This is a genomic window from Pseudomonas typographi, assembly GCF_014694385.1.
In the GTDB taxonomy this organism is placed as follows: Bacteria; Pseudomonadota; Gammaproteobacteria; order Pseudomonadales; family Pseudomonadaceae; genus Aquipseudomonas; species Aquipseudomonas typographi.
The window spans coordinates 1-18384 of record NZ_JAAOCA010000047.1; the positions used below are offsets into that span (position 1 = coordinate 1).

Annotated in this window: 33 protein-coding genes; 30 read left to right on the plus strand and 3 right to left on the minus strand. The window is 59.4% G+C overall.

Annotated elements, in window-relative coordinates; all coding sequences use genetic code 11:
• Positions 1–744: 744 nt before the first annotated feature.
• The 3 genes from HAQ05_RS25005 to HAQ05_RS25015 all read right to left on the minus strand — a co-directional run bounded on the left by HAQ05_RS25005 (position 745) and on the right by HAQ05_RS25015 (position 2772).
• Positions 745–1014, minus strand: a complete 270-nt coding sequence (locus tag HAQ05_RS25005; RefSeq protein WP_190426131.1) for a hypothetical protein — start codon at positions 1012–1014, stop codon at positions 745–747.
• A 28-nt stretch (positions 1015–1042) separates the two neighbouring features.
• Positions 1043–1330 carry a hypothetical protein gene (locus tag HAQ05_RS25010; protein ID WP_194718703.1) on the minus strand — a complete coding sequence of 96 codons (288 nt, stop codon included), beginning with the start codon at positions 1328–1330 and terminating at the stop codon, positions 1043–1045.
• A 701-nt stretch (positions 1331–2031) separates the two neighbouring features.
• Complete coding sequence (locus HAQ05_RS25015) at positions 2032–2772, minus strand: LexA family transcriptional regulator (protein ID WP_190426134.1); 741 nt, start codon at positions 2770–2772, stop codon at positions 2032–2034.
• 83 nt (positions 2773–2855) lie between these two features.
• Between HAQ05_RS25015 and HAQ05_RS25020 the strand changes: the two genes are divergently transcribed.
• The 30 genes from HAQ05_RS25020 (at position 2856) to HAQ05_RS25165 (ending at position 18382) form a co-directional block, all read left to right on the plus strand.
• Positions 2856–3068, plus strand: a complete 213-nt coding sequence (locus HAQ05_RS25020) for a transcriptional regulator (protein WP_202988113.1) — start codon at positions 2856–2858, stop codon at positions 3066–3068.
• A 30-nt stretch (positions 3069–3098) separates the two neighbouring features.
• Complete coding sequence (locus HAQ05_RS25025) at positions 3099–3299, plus strand: hypothetical protein (protein ID WP_190426142.1); 201 nt, start codon at positions 3099–3101, stop codon at positions 3297–3299.
• 314 nt (positions 3300–3613) lie between these two features.
• Positions 3614–4432 (plus strand): replication protein, encoded by an 819-nt coding sequence (locus HAQ05_RS25030; protein ID WP_190426145.1) that lies wholly within the window; start codon positions 3614–3616, stop codon positions 4430–4432.
• Entirely contained in the window at positions 4422–5816 is a 1395-nt protein-coding gene (locus tag HAQ05_RS25035; RefSeq protein WP_190426147.1) for a DnaB-like helicase C-terminal domain-containing protein, read from the plus strand. Before HAQ05_RS25030 ends, HAQ05_RS25035 begins: the two co-directional genes overlap by 11 nt.
• A complete protein-coding gene (locus tag HAQ05_RS25040) occupies positions 5813–6019 on the plus strand; it encodes a hypothetical protein (protein WP_190426148.1) in 207 nt (68 codons plus the stop codon). The genes HAQ05_RS25035 and HAQ05_RS25040 overlap by 4 nt, the downstream gene beginning before the upstream one ends.
• Positions 6016–6399 carry a phage protein NinX family protein gene (locus tag HAQ05_RS25045; protein WP_190426150.1) on the plus strand — a complete coding sequence of 128 codons (384 nt, stop codon included), beginning with the start codon at positions 6016–6018 and terminating at the stop codon, positions 6397–6399. The genes HAQ05_RS25040 and HAQ05_RS25045 overlap by 4 nt, the downstream gene beginning before the upstream one ends.
• On the plus strand, positions 6396–6590 hold the full coding sequence (locus tag HAQ05_RS25050; protein WP_190426152.1) for a hypothetical protein: 195 nt from the start codon (positions 6396–6398) through the stop codon (positions 6588–6590). Before HAQ05_RS25045 ends, HAQ05_RS25050 begins: the two co-directional genes overlap by 4 nt.
• Before the next feature lie 103 nt (positions 6591–6693).
• Entirely contained in the window at positions 6694–6996 is a 303-nt protein-coding gene (locus HAQ05_RS25055; protein ID WP_190426154.1) for a hypothetical protein, read from the plus strand.
• Positions 6993–7223: a phiTE_015 family protein gene (locus HAQ05_RS25060; RefSeq protein WP_190426156.1), complete on the plus strand. Its 231-nt coding sequence runs from the start codon at positions 6993–6995 to the stop codon at positions 7221–7223. The genes HAQ05_RS25055 and HAQ05_RS25060 overlap by 4 nt, the downstream gene beginning before the upstream one ends.
• The gene (locus tag HAQ05_RS25065) at positions 7216–7557 is read left to right on the plus strand and encodes a phiTE_015 family protein (RefSeq protein WP_190426158.1); all 342 of its coding nucleotides are present in this window, start codon (positions 7216–7218) and stop codon (positions 7555–7557) included. Before HAQ05_RS25060 ends, HAQ05_RS25065 begins: the two co-directional genes overlap by 8 nt.
• On the plus strand, positions 7554–8240 hold the full coding sequence (locus HAQ05_RS25070) for a coiled-coil domain-containing protein (protein ID WP_190426161.1): 687 nt from the start codon (positions 7554–7556) through the stop codon (positions 8238–8240). Before HAQ05_RS25065 ends, HAQ05_RS25070 begins: the two co-directional genes overlap by 4 nt.
• Positions 8233–8820: a DUF1367 family protein gene (locus tag HAQ05_RS25075; RefSeq protein WP_190426164.1), complete on the plus strand. Its 588-nt coding sequence runs from the start codon at positions 8233–8235 to the stop codon at positions 8818–8820. Before HAQ05_RS25070 ends, HAQ05_RS25075 begins: the two co-directional genes overlap by 8 nt.
• Entirely contained in the window at positions 8817–9143 is a 327-nt protein-coding gene (locus tag HAQ05_RS25080) for a nuclease domain-containing protein (RefSeq protein WP_190423588.1), read from the plus strand. The genes HAQ05_RS25075 and HAQ05_RS25080 overlap by 4 nt, the downstream gene beginning before the upstream one ends.
• Positions 9140–10039 (plus strand): polysaccharide lyase family 7 protein, encoded by a 900-nt coding sequence (locus HAQ05_RS25085; RefSeq protein WP_190426167.1) that lies wholly within the window; start codon positions 9140–9142, stop codon positions 10037–10039. Before HAQ05_RS25080 ends, HAQ05_RS25085 begins: the two co-directional genes overlap by 4 nt.
• Complete coding sequence (locus HAQ05_RS25090) at positions 10036–10398, plus strand: RusA family crossover junction endodeoxyribonuclease (RefSeq protein WP_190426169.1); 363 nt, start codon at positions 10036–10038, stop codon at positions 10396–10398. The genes HAQ05_RS25085 and HAQ05_RS25090 overlap by 4 nt, the downstream gene beginning before the upstream one ends.
• Positions 10395–10790, plus strand: a complete 396-nt coding sequence (locus tag HAQ05_RS25095) for an antitermination protein Q (RefSeq protein WP_190426171.1) — start codon at positions 10395–10397, stop codon at positions 10788–10790. The genes HAQ05_RS25090 and HAQ05_RS25095 overlap by 4 nt, the downstream gene beginning before the upstream one ends.
• The gene (locus tag HAQ05_RS25100; RefSeq protein ID WP_190426172.1) at positions 10787–11029 is read left to right on the plus strand and encodes a hypothetical protein; all 243 of its coding nucleotides are present in this window, start codon (positions 10787–10789) and stop codon (positions 11027–11029) included. The genes HAQ05_RS25095 and HAQ05_RS25100 overlap by 4 nt, the downstream gene beginning before the upstream one ends.
• 167 nt (positions 11030–11196) lie before the next feature.
• Complete coding sequence (locus tag HAQ05_RS25105) at positions 11197–11526, plus strand: MFS transporter (RefSeq protein ID WP_190426174.1); 330 nt, start codon at positions 11197–11199, stop codon at positions 11524–11526.
• The gene (locus HAQ05_RS25110; protein ID WP_190426176.1) at positions 11523–11846 is read left to right on the plus strand and encodes a hypothetical protein; all 324 of its coding nucleotides are present in this window, start codon (positions 11523–11525) and stop codon (positions 11844–11846) included. The genes HAQ05_RS25105 and HAQ05_RS25110 overlap by 4 nt, the downstream gene beginning before the upstream one ends.
• A 3-nt stretch (positions 11847–11849) precedes the next feature.
• Complete coding sequence (locus HAQ05_RS25115; protein WP_190426178.1) at positions 11850–12278, plus strand: lysozyme; 429 nt, start codon at positions 11850–11852, stop codon at positions 12276–12278.
• Positions 12275–12721, plus strand: coding sequence for a lysis system i-spanin subunit Rz (locus tag HAQ05_RS25120; RefSeq protein ID WP_190426180.1), 447 nt, complete (start codon positions 12275–12277; stop codon positions 12719–12721). Before HAQ05_RS25115 ends, HAQ05_RS25120 begins: the two co-directional genes overlap by 4 nt.
• Positions 12718–12978, plus strand: coding sequence for a hypothetical protein (locus tag HAQ05_RS25125; protein ID WP_190426182.1), 261 nt, complete (start codon positions 12718–12720; stop codon positions 12976–12978). Before HAQ05_RS25120 ends, HAQ05_RS25125 begins: the two co-directional genes overlap by 4 nt.
• On the plus strand, positions 12975–13226 hold the full coding sequence (locus tag HAQ05_RS25130; protein WP_190426184.1) for a hypothetical protein: 252 nt from the start codon (positions 12975–12977) through the stop codon (positions 13224–13226). Before HAQ05_RS25125 ends, HAQ05_RS25130 begins: the two co-directional genes overlap by 4 nt.
• Positions 13227–13240: 14 nt before the next feature.
• Positions 13241–13396 carry a hypothetical protein gene (locus HAQ05_RS25135; protein WP_190426187.1) on the plus strand — a complete coding sequence of 52 codons (156 nt, stop codon included), beginning with the start codon at positions 13241–13243 and terminating at the stop codon, positions 13394–13396.
• 37 nt (positions 13397–13433) lie between these two features.
• A complete protein-coding gene (locus tag HAQ05_RS25140; protein ID WP_190426190.1) occupies positions 13434–14063 on the plus strand; it encodes a hypothetical protein in 630 nt (209 codons plus the stop codon).
• On the plus strand, positions 14023–15480 hold the full coding sequence (locus tag HAQ05_RS25145) for a phage terminase large subunit family protein (protein WP_202988114.1): 1458 nt from the start codon (positions 14023–14025) through the stop codon (positions 15478–15480). Before HAQ05_RS25140 ends, HAQ05_RS25145 begins: the two co-directional genes overlap by 41 nt.
• A gap of 9 nt (positions 15481–15489) precedes the next feature.
• Complete coding sequence (locus tag HAQ05_RS25150) at positions 15490–15744, plus strand: hypothetical protein (RefSeq protein WP_190426193.1); 255 nt, start codon at positions 15490–15492, stop codon at positions 15742–15744.
• Positions 15745–15746: 2 nt separating this feature from the next.
• A complete protein-coding gene (locus HAQ05_RS25155) occupies positions 15747–17432 on the plus strand; it encodes a portal protein (RefSeq protein ID WP_190426196.1) in 1686 nt (561 codons plus the stop codon).
• The gene (locus tag HAQ05_RS25160) at positions 17433–17738 is read left to right on the plus strand and encodes a Bbp19 family protein (protein ID WP_190426201.1); all 306 of its coding nucleotides are present in this window, start codon (positions 17433–17435) and stop codon (positions 17736–17738) included.
• Positions 17735–18382: a hypothetical protein gene (locus tag HAQ05_RS25165; protein ID WP_190426204.1), complete on the plus strand. Its 648-nt coding sequence runs from the start codon at positions 17735–17737 to the stop codon at positions 18380–18382. Before HAQ05_RS25160 ends, HAQ05_RS25165 begins: the two co-directional genes overlap by 4 nt.
• Positions 18383–18384: the final 2 nt, after the last annotated feature.

Consider the following 18384-nt stretch of genomic DNA (forward strand, 5'->3'; position numbering starts at 1 on the left):
ATGGGGCGCCTCCGTGTGCGCTGATTTGTCCAACCGCATTAGCGCAGGCACCAAGCTCCAGTGACCAAACTGGGGAATAGCCATGCCTGGTGCCTGCCTGATGCGGTCGATTGAAGGGGGGAGGTGGTGGTGGGCAAACAGGCTGCTTTTCCGTGCCCAGCCACGAATTCCGTGGCTTTGAGGGTGGTGGGCAACCTTGGGTTGAAATGGTGCCGGTAACGGTTCCGGCGCTGATGCAATCAGCCGTTCGGTGCAGGACCGCCATGATGGCCTTCTGGCTAACGGGGCCGGAAGCAAGCCGGCGCACTCCGTGACCGATATTCTCCCGTCGGTCAAAGCGCTCAGCACTGTAGTGGCTGGGTAGACTGTTGCTGGGCAACCTCGGTTTAACGCTTCATGGCGGTATCTCCTATTGCTCGCTCCCTGGGAAGGCCGGGGCCACCTATAGAAAGGGTGCCGGTCTTTCCCGGCTGTCACGCCCGGCCGCGTAGTCGCAACCCAAAGGCGATTCGATGCAGGGGGCCGCTTTCGCGGTGTGGGCTCGTCCGCATCGAAGTGAGCTATCCCGGCCCTAGTCGCCTCATATACGTTTAGGCCTATGGGTGGTCCGCGCTGATAGCTCACTTCGATGGGCACTCTTGCGAATGCCAAGGGGTGGGTTAACCGGATTAGCCCTGACCACCCAGGGCCTCAACCATCACCGGTATAGGGCCTTTTACGTCAGGCTGACGTGGCGCTGGTTGTTCAACCGATGGTGATTGGATTAGAAATGAAATCGTCGAGAGCCTGCTGCTCAGCGTCATCGCTATCAAGGAAGCGAATCAGCCAAGGTACGAGCGTTTGCACCGTTCCGTCTGGCATCTCGACGATGGCCACCGTGTAGTTGCCTGGCCCGTTCTCGAACTCCTCGTACTCGACGCCCCAGCCATGAAACTTGCCCTCTGCGGCGTCTTCAATGCCAGTGCGCCTGCCGCTGTTATCGTGCAAGCCCTTCATTGTCATTACTGGTCTCATCTTGCCCTCCAGGGCGTTGTTCGTTGGGTCAGTCGAGCGGTTTCCAAGCCTGCCAAGTGGGCGGACATGCTAACTTGCCGCCGATACGATCTAGGCAGGCCGTATCCCAGAATTCCTGCGGCGTCTGCAAGCGGAAGCCCGGTGCTGCGCCAGGGAGCTCGTCGTGCTCAAAGGCCGCTATGCGGTCAGCTATATCGGAAGGGGTCGGGTACTTGCCTATTCCCATGCTGATGTTCGCCACGCCGTTTTGCCTGCCGTTCGTGATGTGCACCTGGATCTCTACTTGCACAGGTCCATTTACGCCGTCGCTAGCCATTGATATTCCTCCGTTATCTTCCCAAAGCGCCCTCATCGAAGGCGCTTCAGTGAAGCGGTCGGTCTTGCACCGCGACCCGCTACTGGCGACGGTCGCGGCTTGAATCGAATGTCGGTACTGACCGCCGCGTCGGCTTGCCGGGCGCAGCAGTTGAATAGGGTGCCTCTCGGCCAACCTCGTGCGCCGAATTACCGAGTGGGTAGGCAGGCCGTGTTGCGTACTGTTCACCCGAACTTTTGCCACTGTCAGGAAAAGAACTCTGGCGCCGGGTGACTCGTCTTCAGCGATGTTAAAGAGCGGCAGGCCTCTCGGCCCTGCCTCGGCGGTGTGGGCCGGGGCGATGGGTGTAGTAAACAACACGTTTATAAACACGTCAACACCTTTTGTTTATTAATGTTTATTTTTGGCAAAAAAAACCCGCCGAAGCGGGTAGATTTTGGGGTTGAGGTATGGCTACAGATTGCGAATGATCAACCACCCAACCAAGATTGCAGCGACAGCAAGGGTCACGATGTCCTCAGTTCGGGCGCCGCCCTCACGGCGAAGAGCCGACACCAACCCGCAAATGATCATCGTAAAAAAACATGCGACGAAAACGTGCCCAGTTTGCTCAATCCCCAGCAGGTAGGCCGCGACAGTAATAGCAAGCCCTGCGAATGAAGCAAGGGATGCATAGGCAAACAGTCGGTTTATCATCGCGGCTACCAGAGAGCGGAAGACCAGAAAACCCGGCCGAGAATGACGATCTCCTGGTCGTTCATCTGTTGAACGGAGTATTCCTCATCAGGGTGCTCATCGCGGTTATAGCTACGAATCCGAATTCCCCCGCCTGGAAGCCTATAGAGCGTCTTCACGCGCAGCTGACCGCCGTGGTTGATTGCATACATTTTGCCGTCAACGATTGAGGTGGAGCCTTGATCTATTCCTACCGTGCTTTTGTCGGGAAGCACTGGCTCCATGCTGTTACCTCTGACGGTAACGCATACCACGTCACTGGGCTGTATGTTCTGCCGACGAAGGGTCAGCTTTCCGAAACGTAACCTTTGTGAAGGCGACTCCTCGACCACTGTTTTTCCGCTCCCTGCAGACAGTTCGACTTCTTTTAGGAAGGGTACAGAAACCTCGTCGGAGTCCAGGGGCGTGTTGTTATCCCAGACCTCGATAGGGCCAATATATTCAGCATTCGAGCGCCGATCAACCTCGCCATCATTGCTCAAAGGCAAGCCTTGAATATCCCGCTCCCCGTCACCTGAGCGTAACCAATGAAACTCGACACCAAGCCGTCGCGCAACGTCTACCTGCCTCGCGGCCGGAACACCTCTCCTGAACCAGTTGTTCAGCGTCTGGTTGGAAACGTCCATCTGCGCGGCGAAATAGGTTGGGCTCAGGCCTTTCTCATCAAGGCATTTGCGCAGGCGGTCGCCTGAATTCTCAGTAGTCATAAACACAAAGTTTACCGGGGTTGCGTTGTTTATTAAATAAACGTATCGTTGACGCGTGTTTACTCGCCGATGGCGGAATGTTTATGAATCCCACACCTCTTGAACGCGCAATTCTTGCGGCCGGCTCTGGCAAGGCCCTTGCCCAGTTGCTTGGCGTGACCCCCATGGCGGTTTCCTACTGGAAGGTTCGTGGTGTTCCCGCGCGTCAGGCGCTCCCTATCGAAAAAGCTACTGGCGTATCCCGCCATGAGCTTCGGCCGGATCTGTATCCGACCGAATCCCTTTCAGCCGCCTAACCATTTCCCACATCAAGGAGCACCACCCGTATGTACGTAGACCCCAGCCAAAAAAGAGCCATTCCGGTGAAGGTTCGATTCGAACCTGTGCTGGATCGGATTCTTCGCCGAGCAGCCAACAAGACCCGCATGCAGCACGCGACGTATCTCTACGAAATCATCGAGTGGGCTGTGGCCAACGGCGTGATCGAGGAATTGATGCAGGACAAACAAGAAGATATCGCGGGCTGAAGCCCCTTTGGAGGGCCGAATGACCGTAGAACTGGACAAGATCCCACCGCCAACGCGGGCGCGGATAGAGCAATTGATGGCTGCCAGGGGCTGGACCTTCAGCCAAGCAATGAACCACGTCGTGGAAACGGCGGTAGGTGAGGGCGCCTTATCAGTGGTTGGCCGGCGTAAAGCCAAGGTGCTGAAGCTGGTGGCCCCAAAGAGGGCCTCTGAGAGGGGCTCGTCAGGGTAAGGCAGAGGGCCTCTGCCGAATTACAGGCAAAGAAAAGCCGCCTGGCCGGGCGGCTTCAGTACAGCAATTGCGGAGTCAGCACATGATTACAAACATCTTCCAAATTGACAAGTCCAGGGGGTTCACCCGGATGGACAACGACCTGTACGAGGCTCTGATAGGGGCCGAGCTGTCGGGCAGGGAGCTTCGTGTCGCATTGGCAATCCACCGATTGACCGCTGGGTTCAACCAAGATTCCGTTAAGGTCGCCGCGCTGTACGTTGCCAAGATGATGTACACCGAGGAAGGGCGGCCGGAGGCTGAGCGCGCAAACGTGTCCAGGGCAATCAATTCCCTGATCCGTCAGCGGGTGTTGTACAGGGATGGTGGCAGTCGCGATCCGATCAGTTTCATGCCTCCGGCAGAGTGGAAAATAGACCAGAAATCCACCGTGTTGAAATATACACACTGTGTAGAAAACATACCTGCCACTGTGTTGAAAATTACACACATAAAAGACAGAAATACAAATACCACTCCTAACGGAGTGGATGTCGCCGCTGACGCAACGACCCCCGCCGAGCCGACACCGGATGCTTCAAGTCCAGAGCCGACCGACAAGATTCCCTACGAGCAAATCCGCTCGCTGTACAACACGATCCTCGGTGGCAAGCTTCCTCGCCGCATGGGTCTGAACGAATCTGACCGCAAACGCATCCGGGGAACCTACAACCTCAAGCTCGAAGGGCAGTTCGTTGTCCGCGAGAAGGGATTGGAGTTTTGGGAAGGCCTGTTCAACGACGCTCTGAATTCGAATTTCCTTCTCGGCCTGAACAACCGCAGCTGGAAGGCTGACTTCGAGTTTCTGACCCGCGCATCGGCCATCCAGCGCTTCCTGGAGGGCAAGTACGATGCAGCCTGATCGCCCTCTGATCGCTGAAGACGCCGAGCAAAGCCTGCTGGGCGCCCTGATGCGTACCCCTGACCTGTGCGAGGTCATCGGCGCCAAACTGGCCGTCCAGGATTTCTACTTCGAAGACCACCAAGCCCTGTACGCGCTGATCCTGGGCTGTCACTCCAAGGGCGTCGTGCCTGATGCGGTATCCCTTGCCGATGTGAAGCCGGAACTGCCGAGCGGCGCCATGACGCTGGTTTACGCTGCCGAAATCGCGATGAACGTGGTCAGCTCGGCCAACGCCCGGCACTTCGCCAAGATCGTCATGGATCGCGCCAAGGCCCGTCGCCTGCATGACCTGGGCGACAAGCTGATGGCCATGGCCATTACGCCCGGACTGATCAACGACCAATACGCCGAGGCGCAGGCGCTGGTGATGGGCTTGAACGCCGAGGAAGACGCCCCGGACGTGGTGACCATGCGTGAAGCCCTGGGCCCGGTGTTCGAGGACATGCAGGACCGGCTGGACGGCAAGCAGTTCGTTGGCCAGGACTTCGGCCTGGAAGACCTGGACAAGATCGTGCGTATGCTGCGCCCGGGCAACCTGGCCATCATCGCCGGCCGGCCTGGTACCGGGAAAACCGTTCTGGGCATGAACCTGGCCGACCGCGTGGCCATCCGCCGCAACGGTGGTTCCCTGGTGTTCTCGCTGGAAATGTCCAAGACCGAGCTGGCCCGGCGCTCGCTGGCCGCCGAAGCCGGTGTTCGGCAGGACTGGATCGAAAGCGGCGAAGCGGCGAAGTACAAAGACTCCAAGATCCGCATGGAAGCTGCCGTTGCAAAGCTGTCCACGGCCGATATCCGCATCTGCGACAAAGGCGCCCTGACATTCTCCCGCATCTGCTCCATTGCCCGCTTCCAGCACCGCGCCAAGCCGTTGGACGTGATCGTGGTGGATTACCTGAGCATGATCGCCACCGACCCCAACAGCAAGCTCCAGAACCGCAACCTGGAGCTGGGTTCGTACACCCGTGGCTTCAAGGCGCTGGCCAAGGAGCTGAAGCTGCCCATCGTGGTGCTGGCCCAGCTTAACCGCGGCATCGAGAACCGCGCCGATCCCAAGCCACGGATGAGCGACCTTCGCGACTCCGGCGAGATCGAGCAGGACGCTGACGTGATCATCATGGCCCACCGCGACAAAGACTCCGAAGCCGGCCAGAACGGCCTGACCGAGATTGACGTGGTCAAGGTCCGCCATGCCAAGCCAGACGGTTGCACGCTTCAGTTCCAGGGTGAGTTCGCCCGGTTCGTGAACGCCGCACCGCGCCGTTACGACGAAACCCCGCCAGAGCCAGAGAAGCCACGCAAGGCTTCTGTCCGTTCCATGTTCAACAGCCAGGGGCGCGCATGAACATCCAAGAGATCAAAGCGGCCGTCCAGGCCCACGTCGATTGCGGTACCGATCAAGAAACCCGCGCAGCCCGCGACCATCTGGTGACTTGCCTGGAGCAGTTGCACCGGGTGGTGCCTGACTGGCGGCTGGTGGTGCTGGAGTTGATCGAGCAGAACGAGACTTTGCAGGCCGAGCTGAACGCCAAGCGAGGTGCCGCATGAGCGATTTCGTGGAGGTGAAGACGCAGGATCTGGAAGGCGCGGCGCTGGATTGGGCTACAGGGATATCCGCAGGCCATCAGATGAAGCTGTTCTCGCGGGCCGAGTCCGGCGTGTTTATCCCAGACGCCAAGGGGTTCGTAAAAGAATTATGGAAACCCTCAGCCGACTGGAGCCAAGGCGGGCCGCTCATCGAGAAGTACGGCGTCTCCCTCGATTGCATTGCCCCGTTGAATTCATGGGAGGCGTTTGTTTGGGGTGGGCCGAGTGCGTGTAATGGCTTCATCGCCGAGGCTGAAACACCCCTGATCGCCGCCTGCCGCGCCATCGTCGCATCTGTTATGGGCGACACCGTAAGCGTGCCGAGGGAGCTGCTGCCATGAACAAGACCACTTTGTCCGGTATGGACATCAAGCTGATTCGCTCCGAAACCCTACCCGGCCGAACCATGGTTGTGAGTCCGGACCTCTACGACCTGCTGACCAACGATGGCGATGATGCCAAAAAGGCTCACAAGGAGTTATTGAGCAAAGCTCAAGTATTCGCTGAGATCGCAAAGAGGTCTCGCCAATGACCCTCTACACCTTCTGGCCCCTAATAGCCCACCTCACCAGCCGGCGTTTCATCGTCGAGGAAGCGGGGAGTGGGTTTGTGTTTGTTAAGCGGAGGGTTTTGGTATGACAGACCGCGAATTGCTTGAGCTGGCGGCGAAGGCGGCCGGCGTAGAAGGAGAGTATTTCCACAGTGAAAACCCTATCCACGTGGGGATCTTTCTCAAGAAACGAATGGCGTACTGGAACCCGCTCACCGATGACGGCGATGCGCTGCGGCTGATGTCGACGCTAGCGATGGATGTTATATGCCATTCGTACTACGTAGAGGTTGACTCTATCAGTGAAGACTGGGCCGCTGATAGATGCATAACCATGCGCCGCGCCATCGTCAGAGCCGCTGCCGAGATCGGGAGGACGATGGCATGAGCACCGAGAAAATGCGGGAAGAGTTTGAGGCGTGGCTGCTCGAAGTTCATGGGCTGACTGCTGAGTGGCAGCCGGAGAGAAATTGCTTCAAGGAGTACCCGGCACACTTGGCCTATCAGGCATGGCAAGCCTCCCGCGCCGCGCTGCTGAAAAAGCAAGCCCAGGAACAAGAAGAGTTCCTCGCCCATCTTGCCGACTTTGAGCAGGAGGACACTCTCCATGGCTGACATGAACGAGAAATTGCGGGAAGAGTTTAAAAAGCATCGCACTAGCATTGCTGCGCACTTGATTAAAGGTGATGACTGGGCCGGCGCTTATCGGCTTGCAGACGGGCTCGTTAGCCTTGCAAGTTTCAGTGCTGGCTGGCGAGCCTCCCGCGCCGCGCTGGTGATTGAGCTGCCGGAACCGTATGCCGTCATAGGCGACTACGCCGCATGTGGTGGGGGCAGGGCGGTTTGGGATAGCGAGTTTGCCGAAAGGATAGATGACCGCATGTGCGAGAAGACCGCCGTGTATGACCGGGCGGGTCTCGAAGCCGCAGGCGTGAGGGTGAAGCCATGACCATCGACTATGCAGAGCTGAAGCGGCTGGCTGAGGCTGCGAACGCCGAATATCCCCTGGCCCCATGGGCATACGAGCCGCACGGCGACACCGGAACATACGGAGTTGGTGTTTTACAGAACGAGCGGGAACTTTGCGTGCTGGGGCGTCAAGAGCCTGGCGAAATGCTTGTCGTCGAGCCTGTCGCAACTGACGTTCTGAAAGAAAAGTACGCAGCATTTATCGCTTCCTGCAGCCCTGGCGTTGTCCTTGGCTTGTTATCGGCACTTGAGTCGAAGTCCGGTTTTCTCGATGACTTCATCCATTCGCATAAGTCCCTGGTATCGCAACGCGATCAGCTCAGGGCCGAGAACGAGGGGCTGCGCAGAGAAAACAAAAGCCTGCGCGGCAGTTGCGAGGCGCTCGGCAAGGACTACAAGCAGGCCAAGCGCGAGAGGAATGCGGCGATCCGTGAGCGCGATCAGTTCAGGGCCGAGGTTGAGGCGCTGCGCAAGGATGCCGAGCGGTATCGGTGGATGCGTGATATCGCACCAAGGTTTTTGGTGGAAACGCCGCTGATCGCAGTGTGCACTGAAGATGGCTCAGTTCGTTATCTCGACCATGGTTCTGAAATGTTGCTGTCTGGTGCTGACGCTGATTCGGCCATCGACGCTGCCATGAGCAAGGAGGCCGGCCATGGCTGATCTCGCACTGATCCGCACGCCCCAGGGCCTGGTACCGGCGACCGAGGCTGACCGAGAGTTGGTCCAGAAATGGAAGGCTGGCCAGGTCATCCACGGCAAGTTCACCAAGATGCGTAACGCGCGCTTTCATGGGAAGTTCTTCTCGATGCTCGACCTGGCGTGGGAGTACTGGGAACCCGCCGGCGGCCTGATCCCTCGGCAGGAAATGCGCGGCATTCTCGGGCTGGCCAGGTATTTCGAGCAATTGAACGGTAGGCCTGGGCAACTGGAAGATGCTGTGAAGGCGTACATCGGGATACTCCAGGCCGAGCGCGCCGCGCGCTTCCCGTCCGTGGAGAAGAGCCGCGAGGCCTTCCGCGACTGGATAACCATCGAGGCCGGCCACTTCCACCTGGTGCAGACCCCTGACGGCATCCGCAAGGAGCGCAAGTCCATCAGCTGGGCAAACATGGACGACGCCGAATTCGAGCCCCTTTACCGCGACGTGTTCAACGCCTGCTGGCGCCTGGTGCTGTCCGCGCATTTCGAAACCGAGGCGCAGGCCCAGGCTGCCGCCGACATGATCGGGAGCTACGCATGAAAGTGGTCAGCAAAAAACTTCGCGACAGCGCCCGGGGCCAGGAATGTGCTCTGCGCTTCTACGGCATATGCAATCGCAACCCGGAAACCACCGTGCTTGCCCACGTGCCCTGCGGCCAGAAGGGCATGGGCATGAAGGGCCCGGACTACATGGCCTGTTTCGCCTGCTCGAGCTGCCACGACCTGCTGGATGGCCGGGCCCGCAACGCATTCGACGGCACGCGCGTGGCGGTGGACTGGCGCGACGTGATCCGCGCTGTAGCTGAAACACAAGCCTACTGGATTGGCCAGGGGCTCATGAAGGTGCAGGGGGTGGCAGCATGATCGACCTTTCTTTGTGGAGTTTGACCATTCCGGCTGGCGCCAAGGTCATTCCGACCAAGACGTTGAACGCCGGCTACACCGATCAGTTTTTCGTCCGGCAGTCCGATGGGGCTCTGACCTTTATCGCCCCATCGAGCGGGGAAAACATCAAATCAACCAAGAACAGCACCTACCCGCGCTCTGAGCTGCGCGAGACGCTGGCCAATGGTGACGACAAGGAAGCCAACTGGAAGGCCGGTAGCGCTGATCTGCACAGCATCGAAGCCACTCTTTCGGTGGACGAGCTGCCCGCGAGCAAGAAGGCGATCATCGGCCAGATCCACGGCGATGGAAACCACCCGCCCCTGAAGATCCAGATAACGGGAACGACGATCTACGCCCAGTTACGCCGCAAGATCGATGGCACAGAGGACAAGCCCAAGCTCCTGACCGGTTACAAACTGGGCGAGCAATTCACCTACCGCGCCGAGGTTTCCAAGGACGGCAAGGCCAAGTTCTTCATCAATGGCCAGCAGGTGGTGAACGACACCCTGCCGGCCGATGGCTACCAGTTCGACATGGCCTCATATGCCAACGACACCTGGTATTTCAAGGCTGGCGTCTACAGCCAGGAGAAGGTCGGCGGAACAGGGGTAGGGCGGACCACCTTCTCCGCACTGACGGTGTGCCATGGGGCGGCCGCGGTACCGGTCGCTACGGTCGCAACCCCAACCACCACCCTGGCCGACCAGATCACGGACGCCTTCAACGCCTGGCAGGCCGGTACCGTTTCCAGCCACGACACCTTGGTGGCGCTCAACGCCCTGTCCAAGCAGGTGGCCAGCCTGACGTCCGACAAGGACCGCGCACCGCTCTATGCGCAGATCAACCAGTACAAGGCGCAGGTTCAGAAATGACGATGCTGGAATTGCCATGGCCGCCGGCGGCCTGCAGCCCGAACGCTCGCAGCCACTGGAGAAAGAAGGCCAATGCGGCGCGCAAGTACCGGGCGGACTGCCACCTGCTGGCGTTGCAGGCCAAGATCGCCGCCCCCGCCGGTGAGCTGCTGGTGGTCATGGAGTTTGTGCCGCCCGATGCCCGGCGCCGCGATCTGGACAATCTGCTGTCCTCCTGCAAGGCCCTGCTCGATGGCATCGCAGACGCACTCAAAGTGGATGACCGCAACTTCATCCCCCAATTGCGCATGAGCAAAGAAACCACCAAGGGCGGCGCCGTGCGCGTTCGCATTCAAGCAGTAGAAGGGGAGGCAGCATGAGCAAGCGAGTGAATATCAACAAGCTGTCTCGCCCCCTGGGCGATACCGAATATCTGCTAGAGCAATGGGGCTGGTGGAGAATGTCGGGTATGGGTGTTCCAAGGTACGTTTCCCCATCATTCGCCATCATGCGCGACAACGTTGAGCAACTTACGTGTAAGTCATTCGTGATCATCGATGAGGTAGCTATGTCGGTAGACAGCGCCGTCGCCCGCCTGACTCTGCGCAATCAGATGATGGGTGACATGGTGTGGCTGTACTTCGGCGCAAAGTGGCCGGCCGTTCGCGTAGGGAAGCACTTTGAAATGAGCGAAGCCAAGGCGCGCGAACTGATCAAGGCCGGTGTAGCATGGGTGGATAGTTCGCTCGAAATGATGAGGGATGCGGCGTGAAAGAGTTTCGCAGGAAGATTGGCGTGGGTCATGGAGTGTTGCGCTCCGTAACCATTGACATACAGCGAAAGGCGCGAGAGTTCGGCGTGGAACTGGAGAAATTCCCATATCCCAATATGAGCGCAATTCAGTGGTTGCCGGTTGTGGCCCGGGGAGAGGATGTAGAGATGGAAAAGTTCTCCGAGTGGTTTGATGAAAGATACGGAAAATCCAGCGACTATCTCTCACCTAATGGCTGATTGACATCCGCGCGGATACGGCCCAATATACGGGCAATTCTGCGGTTTTACCGCTTCAAAGAGCCTCGCCAGCGTGCGGGGCTTTTTTATGCCCGCGATTCAGGTCTGCGCCAGGCTCCCCATGCCGGCCGATTTATTCCACACCATCAGAAGCAAGAGGTCCGAGCATGGAGTTCTTTCATCGCCTGCTCGACAAGCTCGACTGGGTTGTTGCCGGCCTAGTGGGTGCCGTCATCGCCAGTTGGTGGCACAAGGAAGATTTAACGAGTTGGCGCGCATGGGTGATATTCCTGATTACCGGCGTGGCGTGCTCGCTGTACCTGACCGGGATCGTTAGCACCTACCTTCGAGTGGTCGAGCCGAGCAATGTCGCTGGCGTTGGTTTTCTCCTTGGCACTTTTGGTGGCTCCCTCATGGCTGCGATCAATCGCGCCATCAAGACAGCCGACCTGTGGTCGCTAATTCGCCAGAGGTTTGGAGGAGGAAATCCCCCATGACACTCGACCTGCTCAATTCCTTCGCCTGTGCGTTGATTGTCCTGTGGGCAACCTGGAGCGTGCTAAGCGGAAAGGTCAAGGACGGCATCATTGGGAAATTGATCTATTCGGCCATCGCTATCAGTGGCTACGTGGTGATGACGCGCGACCAAGACATCTTCTTTGGGCCGACCTCTGCCGGCCTGACGTTTCACCTATCCCTGGGCCTCGCCGCGGTGCGGAACATCTTCATGGTCATCTGGTGGCGCCGGATAAGGGCCTGGCTCTGCCGGCACCTGAACTGTGAGCACTGCTTTAAACCCCCGTCAAACCCGGAATAACCCATGGTCACCAGCGACAAAGGCGTAGCGCTTATCCAGGCGTTCGAAGGCTTGCGTCTGTCCGCCTATAGAGACTCCGTTGGCGTCGTAACGATTGGTTGGGGGCATACCGGGCCTGATATCAGGATGGGCATGAAGATCGATCGCGCCGAGGCTGAACGCTTGCTGTGCGATGACTTGCACGACTTCGAGCGCGACGTGAGCCGGCTGGTACAGGTGCCACTGAGCCAGAACCAGTTCGATGCCCTGGTGTGCTTCAGCTTCAACGTAGGGAGCGGCAATTTGGCCGGCTCGACGCTGCTCAAGAAGCTGAACGCAGAGGATTATGCCGGGGCCGCCGCCCAGTTCCTGCGCTGGGACAAGGCCGGCGGCGTGACGTTGCCAGGGCTGACCCGGCGCCGTGCCGCTGAGCGGGAGTTGTTTCTATCGTGACCAAGTACCTGCTCATTGCCCTGGCCGCATGCCTACTCATTATGGGCCTTGGCTGGTGGCACATCGGCAATCAGGCCGACACCATCAAGGCGCAACAGACCAGCATCGCCCAGCTTGAGGCTGACAAGGCCGCGCTGGACCAGAAGCTCACTGCTCGCGACTCCGTTGATACCCAGTTTCAGGAAGCCATTGCCCATGCTGAATCCGAAAAGAACAAGCTTGTGGCTCAGCTTGGCACTGGTGAGCGCCGGGTGTACGTCCGCGCCACCTGCCCCAAGCTGCCAAATCCCAGCGCCACCGGCAGCGCTGATGCAGGAACCCCCGAACTCGATCCAACTGCTCGACAAGATTATGCCGATCTCAGAGCCGCCATCATCCGCACCCGAGAACAAGTGACCGGGCTGCAGAGCTACATCACCAATGTTTGCCGGAGCGCGAAATGAGCCAATACCGAGTACGCACCACCGATGACCTGCTGACAGTCGAGGCATCCAGCTACGTCCAGGACAGCAACGGCCTGAAGCTGTACAACGCCGCGGGCGAGTTCCTGGCGCAGTTCAACTCGTTCCTGTCCGTGGTGCGTGTTGACGCAATCGTCGATACCGATTCCACCGCGACGGAAACCACCACCGACACCGCCACCGAAACAACGGAAACGCCGGCGGCTTCCGTTGAAACGCCCACAGTGACTGGCGAATGAAAATTCTGACCTGGCTCAAGAGCCTATTTCAAAAGGAAACCACCGTGACCGACACCACCGACACCACCGCCGACAGCACCAATACCACCGCCGATACCACGGTTGCGGCGACCACCACGGCAACCCCAGTGGCCGCGAGCGAAACCGACGTACTGCTGGAGAAGCTCAAGGCTGCGCTGAAGTTTGCCGGCCACGAGATCGACGTGGTGTGGGATGAAGCTGTAGCGCTGGCCAAGAAGCTGGTTTGACCCTGGAGAGCGACATGACCACTTACAGAATCTACGTCACGGCCGACCATATAGTGCGCGCCTATGGCGATTCCATCGAATTTCACGACAGTGGTAGGTTGATCGTATACGCCGGCCATAATCTCTCGGCCGCGTTCGCCAGCTACCTCTACGTGCTGACGGGTGAGTGATGGCTGTCGGTAACCCGTTCGCCTTGGTGGCTTAACCATGACCGATAAGCAGGCCCCAGACTGGGAGCGCATTGAGCACCTGTACCGGGCGGGCCTACTGTCCATCCGGGAAATCGCCGCAGCGTGTGGCGTTTCTCACGTCGCCATCCAGAAGCGAGCCAAGCGGGACGGATGGGTGCGTGACCTGTCCGCCAAGATCAAGGCGAAGGCTGATTCGCTGGTTACCAAAGAGCAGGTTACCAGTGCGGTTACCAAAGAACAGGTGGTAACCGAGCGGGGCATTGTTGAAGCTAATGCCCAGGTTATTGCAAACATCCGCATCGGGCACCGCACTGATATCGCTCGTTATCGCAGGCTGGCGAACAAGCTGCTGGAAGAGCTTGAGGGCTTGACCGATAACCGCGAGCTGTTCGACAGATTGGGTGAATTGCTGGCCAGCCCAGACGATAACGGCGTTGACAAGCTGAATGACCTGTACCGCAAGGTCATTGATCTGCCATCGCGCACCAAGACACTCAAGGAGTTGGGCGAAACGCTCAAGAACCTGATCGCTCTGGAACGCCAAGCCTATGACGTTGGCACCGAACAACCCGGCGATGACCGCAGCAGACTGACGGAAGAAGAACTTGATCGCCGTATCGCCAAGCTCTCCGGTCAGCAAGGCTGAGAAACTCGAACTCCTGGCGTTGCTGGAGGAAAAGGCGCGCCGGGATTCGCAAAGGCGTCACCTGTTGCAATTCGAGACGCTGTACGAATGGCAGCGCAAGTTTGTAAAGGCCACGGCAGATCACACATCCTGCATGCTCATGGCTGCAAACCGGGTGGGCAAGACGCGCACCGGGCTTACGATCGATGCCATGCATTTGCTGGGTGATTACCCGGATGACTGGGAAGGCCACAGGTTCGGCCATGCGCCGATGTGCTGGTTGCTGGGCTTCTCGATGGAGAAGACGCGGGATCTGCTGCAAACCCCGCTGTTCGGCACGCTTGAGGCTGGCAAGTGGACAGGCGGTCTGATACCTGCAGATCGGATCGTCGCGCATCTGTCGGCCACCGGCACGTCAGGCGCGATGCGGCAGATAACCGTCAGGCACAAGACCGGCGGCATATCCACAGTGCAGTTCTGGTCCTACAGCCAGGGACAGCACGCGATCATGGGCGACAGCGTTGATTGGTACCACATCGACGAAGAGCCTCGCGACAACACGATATACCCGCAGGTGCTGACCCGGACGGCCACTGGCGACAACGGCCAAGGCGGGCGCGGCATCCTGACGTTTACCCCGGAGAACGGGCGCACCGAGCTTGTTGTGCAGTTCATGGACTGCCCGGCCGAGGGGCAATACATCCAGCGCGCCACCTGGGCAGATGCACCGCACTTGACTGCTGACACACAGCGCAAGCTTCTGGGCATGTACCCGGAATGGCAGCGCGACATGAGATCGAAGGGGCTTCCATTGCTGGGCACAGGCTTGATATTCGATTTCGGCGACGACGAGATCAAATGCCAGCCGTTCCCATGCCCAGACCATTACTGGGTCATCAACGGCATGGACTTCGGCTGGGATCACCCGCAAGCGCACGTGCAGCTTTGGATCGACTTAGAGGCCGACACGATCTACCTGGCCCAGGCCTGGAAGAAGTCTCGCGTCACGCCATCCACGGTGTGGGGCACTGTTAAATCCTGGGCCAATCACGTGCCCACCGCCTGGCCTTCAGATGGTTTGCAGTCCGAAAAGTCATCGGGCGAGCAGCAAAAGAAAGCCTACGTCGATGCGGGCTGGCAGATGTTATCGGCGCACGCCACATGGGCGGACGGTGGGGTTGGCGTCGAGATCGGCCTTGTTGAGCTGTACGAACGCATGACCACGGGCCGCTTCAAGGTGTTCTCGCACCTGAGTGACTTTTTCGACGAGAAGATGAGTTACCACCGCGACGAGAACGGAAAGATCGTCAAGTTGAACGACGACATTCTTTCCGCCACTCGGTACGCGTACATGATGCGGCGCTTTGCCCGTCAGCGATTCCAGTGCAGGCCGGTAGAGCATGGCCAGCACCAATCCACCTACGACCCTTTCAACTGAGGTATCACCATGGGAAGCGCGATAAAGAGCGTGGCCAACGTTGCAACACTGGGCCTGGCCAGTAGCGTGCTGGGCGATACGCCGAGCACTTCGACCACCACCGTCGATGACGTGGACAACAACTCTGTGTCGAGCGCTGACGCCGACAGCTATGCATCCGACAAGAAGCGCCGGGCCCAGGCGGCCGGGCTGTCGTCCACGATCCTGGGCGGGGCATCTGGCACGGCTGCCTCGACCACCACTAAAACCTTGCTGGGCTCGTGACAATGGCTGAATCCCTACGTAAGCGCGCCGAAAAGCGCCTCAAAATGCTTGAGAACGAGCGCACATCGTGGGAAGCCAACTGGCGTGAGCTGTCCGACTTCATCCTGCCGATGCGCTCCAGGGTGCTGAGCGAAGAGGCGAACAAGGGCGACCGGCGCAACAACAAGATCATCAACAACGAGGCTACCGAGGATGCTGGTGCACTGGCCGCCGGCATGATGTCGGGCCTTACCTCGCGCTCTCGTCCATGGTTCAACCTGGCCATCAAGTCACGCAAGGCCATGGAGTTTGGCCCGGTCAAGTCCTGGCTGTACGAATCCACCATTCGCGTGCGCGACGTGCTGCTGCGCTCCAATTACTACAACTGCCAGCACGTTTCCTATCTCGAAATGGGGGTGTTCGGCACTGGGGCCATTTGGATCGACGAAGACCCCAAGACCGTTATCAGCTGCGAAGTGTTCACCGCAGGTGAGTATTACGTGGCCAACGGCATCGACGGCAAGGTCAACGCCTTCTATCGCAAGTTCAAGCTCACGGCTGCCCAGATGGAAGAGCGGTTCGGTCTTGAGGCGCTGAGCACCGCCGCGAAGGGCGCGCTGGTTGCCGGAAACAAGGATCAATGGTTCGACTGCGTGCAGATGGTCGAGCCCAACACCGAACGTGATACGACCCGCAGGGACAGCAAGAACCTGCCGTTCATTGGCCTGGTGTGGGAGAAGTCCGCGCCGGGTGATGACGTGCTCGAAGAGAGAGGTTTCCACGAATTTCCGGTGGCGGTGATGCGCTGGGATGCACTGGGCGGCGACTGCTACGGCACCGGCCCGGGCCGGCGTTGTCTTGGCGATATCAAGGCGCTGCAGCTCTATGAGCGCAACTCGGCTCGCCTGGTGGAGCAGGGCGCCAATCCGGCGCTGCAAGCCCCCAGCAGTCTGCATGGCAAGCCTTCCAGCACGATCCCGGGCAGCATTACCTACGTGGACATGATGGGCCAGCAAAACCAGATGGCGCCGATCTACCAGCCCAACTTCGGCTGGCTTTCGGCTGTGTCGGACAAGATCGCCAAGCACGAAGCCCGCATTCGGCGGTCGTTCTACACCGACCTGTTCCTGATGATCAGCCAGATGGATGACGTGCGCACCGCCACCGAGATCGTGGCGCGCAAGGAAGAGAAGATGGCGATGCTGGGCCCGGTGGTCGAGCGTGTGGACTTCGAAGGCCTGGACCCGGTGATAGAGCGCGTTTTCAACATCATGCTGCGCCAATCCCTGCCAATTTGGGCCGGGGTGATTGACGGCGAGCCGCTGCTACCCGAGCCGCCAGAAGAAATGGATGACCTCGATGTCGAGGCCGATTACATCTCGATCCTGGCCCAGGCACAGAAAGCGCAGAACGTCACCAGCCTGGAGCGCTTTGCCCAGTTCACCGGTGGCCTGGTCGCGGTGTTCCCCGAGGCCAAGGACAAGGTCAACACCGATCAGCTCATCGACGAATACGCCGACTCCACGGGCGTCGTGCCCACGGTCGTGCGCGGTGACGAAGAAGTGGATGCCATCCGCCAGCAGCGCGCCCAGCAGGCCCAGCAGCAGCAACAGCAGGAAGCGCTGGCCAGCGGCATCCAGGGCGCCAAGGTGCTGTCCGAAACGCAGCTCACCCCAGACAACGCGCTGGGCCGAATGCTGGGAGCCTAAATGTACGAAGACGACGAGATCCTGCAAGCGCGGGAGGCAAAGGTGCGCCTGGCCGAGAAGCGCCGGGACGATGATTTCCAGTGGCTCATGGGCGACCTGCGCGGCCGCCGCATCGTGTGGGGCTGGCTGTGCGAGTCCTGCATGTTCCACACCACCTTCGATACCCATGGCGGGCGCATGAGCCTGAACGAGGGCCGGCGCCAGATTGGGCTGAAGCTCACCGCCGAAATTCACCGCCTGTGTCCTGACCTCTACTCGGTCATGGTCCGGGAAAACAGCCAACAACCCGATGAGGTTAACCAATGACCGATGCAGTCGACACCGCCACCACAACCGCAAGCGGGACAGAGAGTGCGACGTCACAGGCCGCGACCACGGAGCAGCAGACCGCTGCCACCGATCAAAGCCAGCAGCAAGCCGCGCAGAGCACCGAGCAATCGGCCGAAGCGCAACAGGCGCCAGCCATCCCCGAGAAGTACGAGTTCAGCAACCTCCCCGAGGGTTACACGCTGGACGAGGCTGCGCTCGGTGAATGGTCGGGCGTGTTCAAGGAGCTGGGGCTGACCCAGGAGCAAGCGCAGAAGCTCGTCGAGATGGACGCCAAGCGCTACACCGCCGCGAACTCGCCCGAGGCGCAACTGCAGGCCGCCATCGAAGCCCGCAACAGCCATGTGGCCCAGTGGGAAACAGCGGTCAAGCAGGACAAGGAACTGGGCGGGGCCAAGCTCGCCGAGAGCCGGAGCATTGCGCAGAAGGCGCTGGCGGACTTCGGTACGCCCGAGCTGAGCGCGATGCTCAAGGAATCCGGCCTCGGCTCACACCCTGAAGTCGTTCGCTTCTTCCACAAGGTTGGCAAGGAGCTCTCAGAAGGCAAGCTGCATCGTGCCGCAACAGATGTACCCGCAGAACGTTCCATCGCGGAACGCATGTACCCAAATTATCCAAAGTAAGG

Coding starts and splice junctions, on each gene's coding strand:
- HAQ05_RS25070 (WP_190426161.1), top strand. CDS start 7,554: ATGACCATCGACTATGCAGAGCTGAAGCGGCTGGCTGAGGCTGCGAAC.
- HAQ05_RS25030 (WP_190426145.1), top strand. CDS start 3,614: ATGATTACAAACATCTTCCAAATTGACAAGTCCAGGGGGTTCACCCGG.
- HAQ05_RS25040 (WP_190426148.1), top strand. CDS start 5,813: ATGAACATCCAAGAGATCAAAGCGGCCGTCCAGGCCCACGTCGATTGC.
- HAQ05_RS25085 (WP_190426167.1), top strand. CDS start 9,140: ATGATCGACCTTTCTTTGTGGAGTTTGACCATTCCGGCTGGCGCCAAG.
- HAQ05_RS25020 (WP_202988113.1), top strand. CDS start 2,856: ATGAATCCCACACCTCTTGAACGCGCAATTCTTGCGGCCGGCTCTGGC.
- HAQ05_RS25125 (WP_190426182.1), top strand. CDS start 12,718: ATGAGCCAATACCGAGTACGCACCACCGATGACCTGCTGACAGTCGAG.
- HAQ05_RS25130 (WP_190426184.1), top strand. CDS start 12,975: ATGAAAATTCTGACCTGGCTCAAGAGCCTATTTCAAAAGGAAACCACC.
- HAQ05_RS25045 (WP_190426150.1), top strand. CDS start 6,016: ATGAGCGATTTCGTGGAGGTGAAGACGCAGGATCTGGAAGGCGCGGCG.
- HAQ05_RS25035 (WP_190426147.1), top strand. CDS start 4,422: ATGCAGCCTGATCGCCCTCTGATCGCTGAAGACGCCGAGCAAAGCCTG.
- HAQ05_RS25050 (WP_190426152.1), top strand. CDS start 6,396: ATGAACAAGACCACTTTGTCCGGTATGGACATCAAGCTGATTCGCTCC.
- HAQ05_RS25010 (WP_194718703.1), bottom strand. CDS start 1,330: ATGGCTAGCGACGGCGTAAATGGACCTGTGCAAGTAGAGATCCAGGTG.
- HAQ05_RS25095 (WP_190426171.1), top strand. CDS start 10,395: ATGAGCAAGCGAGTGAATATCAACAAGCTGTCTCGCCCCCTGGGCGAT.
- HAQ05_RS25025 (WP_190426142.1), top strand. CDS start 3,099: ATGTACGTAGACCCCAGCCAAAAAAGAGCCATTCCGGTGAAGGTTCGA.
- HAQ05_RS25060 (WP_190426156.1), top strand. CDS start 6,993: ATGAGCACCGAGAAAATGCGGGAAGAGTTTGAGGCGTGGCTGCTCGAA.
- HAQ05_RS25135 (WP_190426187.1), top strand. CDS start 13,241: ATGACCACTTACAGAATCTACGTCACGGCCGACCATATAGTGCGCGCC.
- HAQ05_RS25140 (WP_190426190.1), top strand. CDS start 13,434: ATGACCGATAAGCAGGCCCCAGACTGGGAGCGCATTGAGCACCTGTAC.
- HAQ05_RS25155 (WP_190426196.1), top strand. CDS start 15,747: ATGGCTGAATCCCTACGTAAGCGCGCCGAAAAGCGCCTCAAAATGCTT.
- HAQ05_RS25110 (WP_190426176.1), top strand. CDS start 11,523: ATGACACTCGACCTGCTCAATTCCTTCGCCTGTGCGTTGATTGTCCTG.
- HAQ05_RS25165 (WP_190426204.1), top strand. CDS start 17,735: ATGACCGATGCAGTCGACACCGCCACCACAACCGCAAGCGGGACAGAG.
- HAQ05_RS25090 (WP_190426169.1), top strand. CDS start 10,036: ATGACGATGCTGGAATTGCCATGGCCGCCGGCGGCCTGCAGCCCGAAC.
- HAQ05_RS25080 (WP_190423588.1), top strand. CDS start 8,817: ATGAAAGTGGTCAGCAAAAAACTTCGCGACAGCGCCCGGGGCCAGGAA.
- HAQ05_RS25055 (WP_190426154.1), top strand. CDS start 6,694: ATGACAGACCGCGAATTGCTTGAGCTGGCGGCGAAGGCGGCCGGCGTA.
- HAQ05_RS25075 (WP_190426164.1), top strand. CDS start 8,233: ATGGCTGATCTCGCACTGATCCGCACGCCCCAGGGCCTGGTACCGGCG.
- HAQ05_RS25005 (WP_190426131.1), bottom strand. CDS start 1,014: ATGAGACCAGTAATGACAATGAAGGGCTTGCACGATAACAGCGGCAGG.
- HAQ05_RS25160 (WP_190426201.1), top strand. CDS start 17,433: ATGTACGAAGACGACGAGATCCTGCAAGCGCGGGAGGCAAAGGTGCGC.
- HAQ05_RS25065 (WP_190426158.1), top strand. CDS start 7,216: ATGGCTGACATGAACGAGAAATTGCGGGAAGAGTTTAAAAAGCATCGC.
- HAQ05_RS25105 (WP_190426174.1), top strand. CDS start 11,197: ATGGAGTTCTTTCATCGCCTGCTCGACAAGCTCGACTGGGTTGTTGCC.
- HAQ05_RS25115 (WP_190426178.1), top strand. CDS start 11,850: ATGGTCACCAGCGACAAAGGCGTAGCGCTTATCCAGGCGTTCGAAGGC.
- HAQ05_RS25150 (WP_190426193.1), top strand. CDS start 15,490: ATGGGAAGCGCGATAAAGAGCGTGGCCAACGTTGCAACACTGGGCCTG.
- HAQ05_RS25015 (WP_190426134.1), bottom strand. CDS start 2,772: ATGACTACTGAGAATTCAGGCGACCGCCTGCGCAAATGCCTTGATGAG.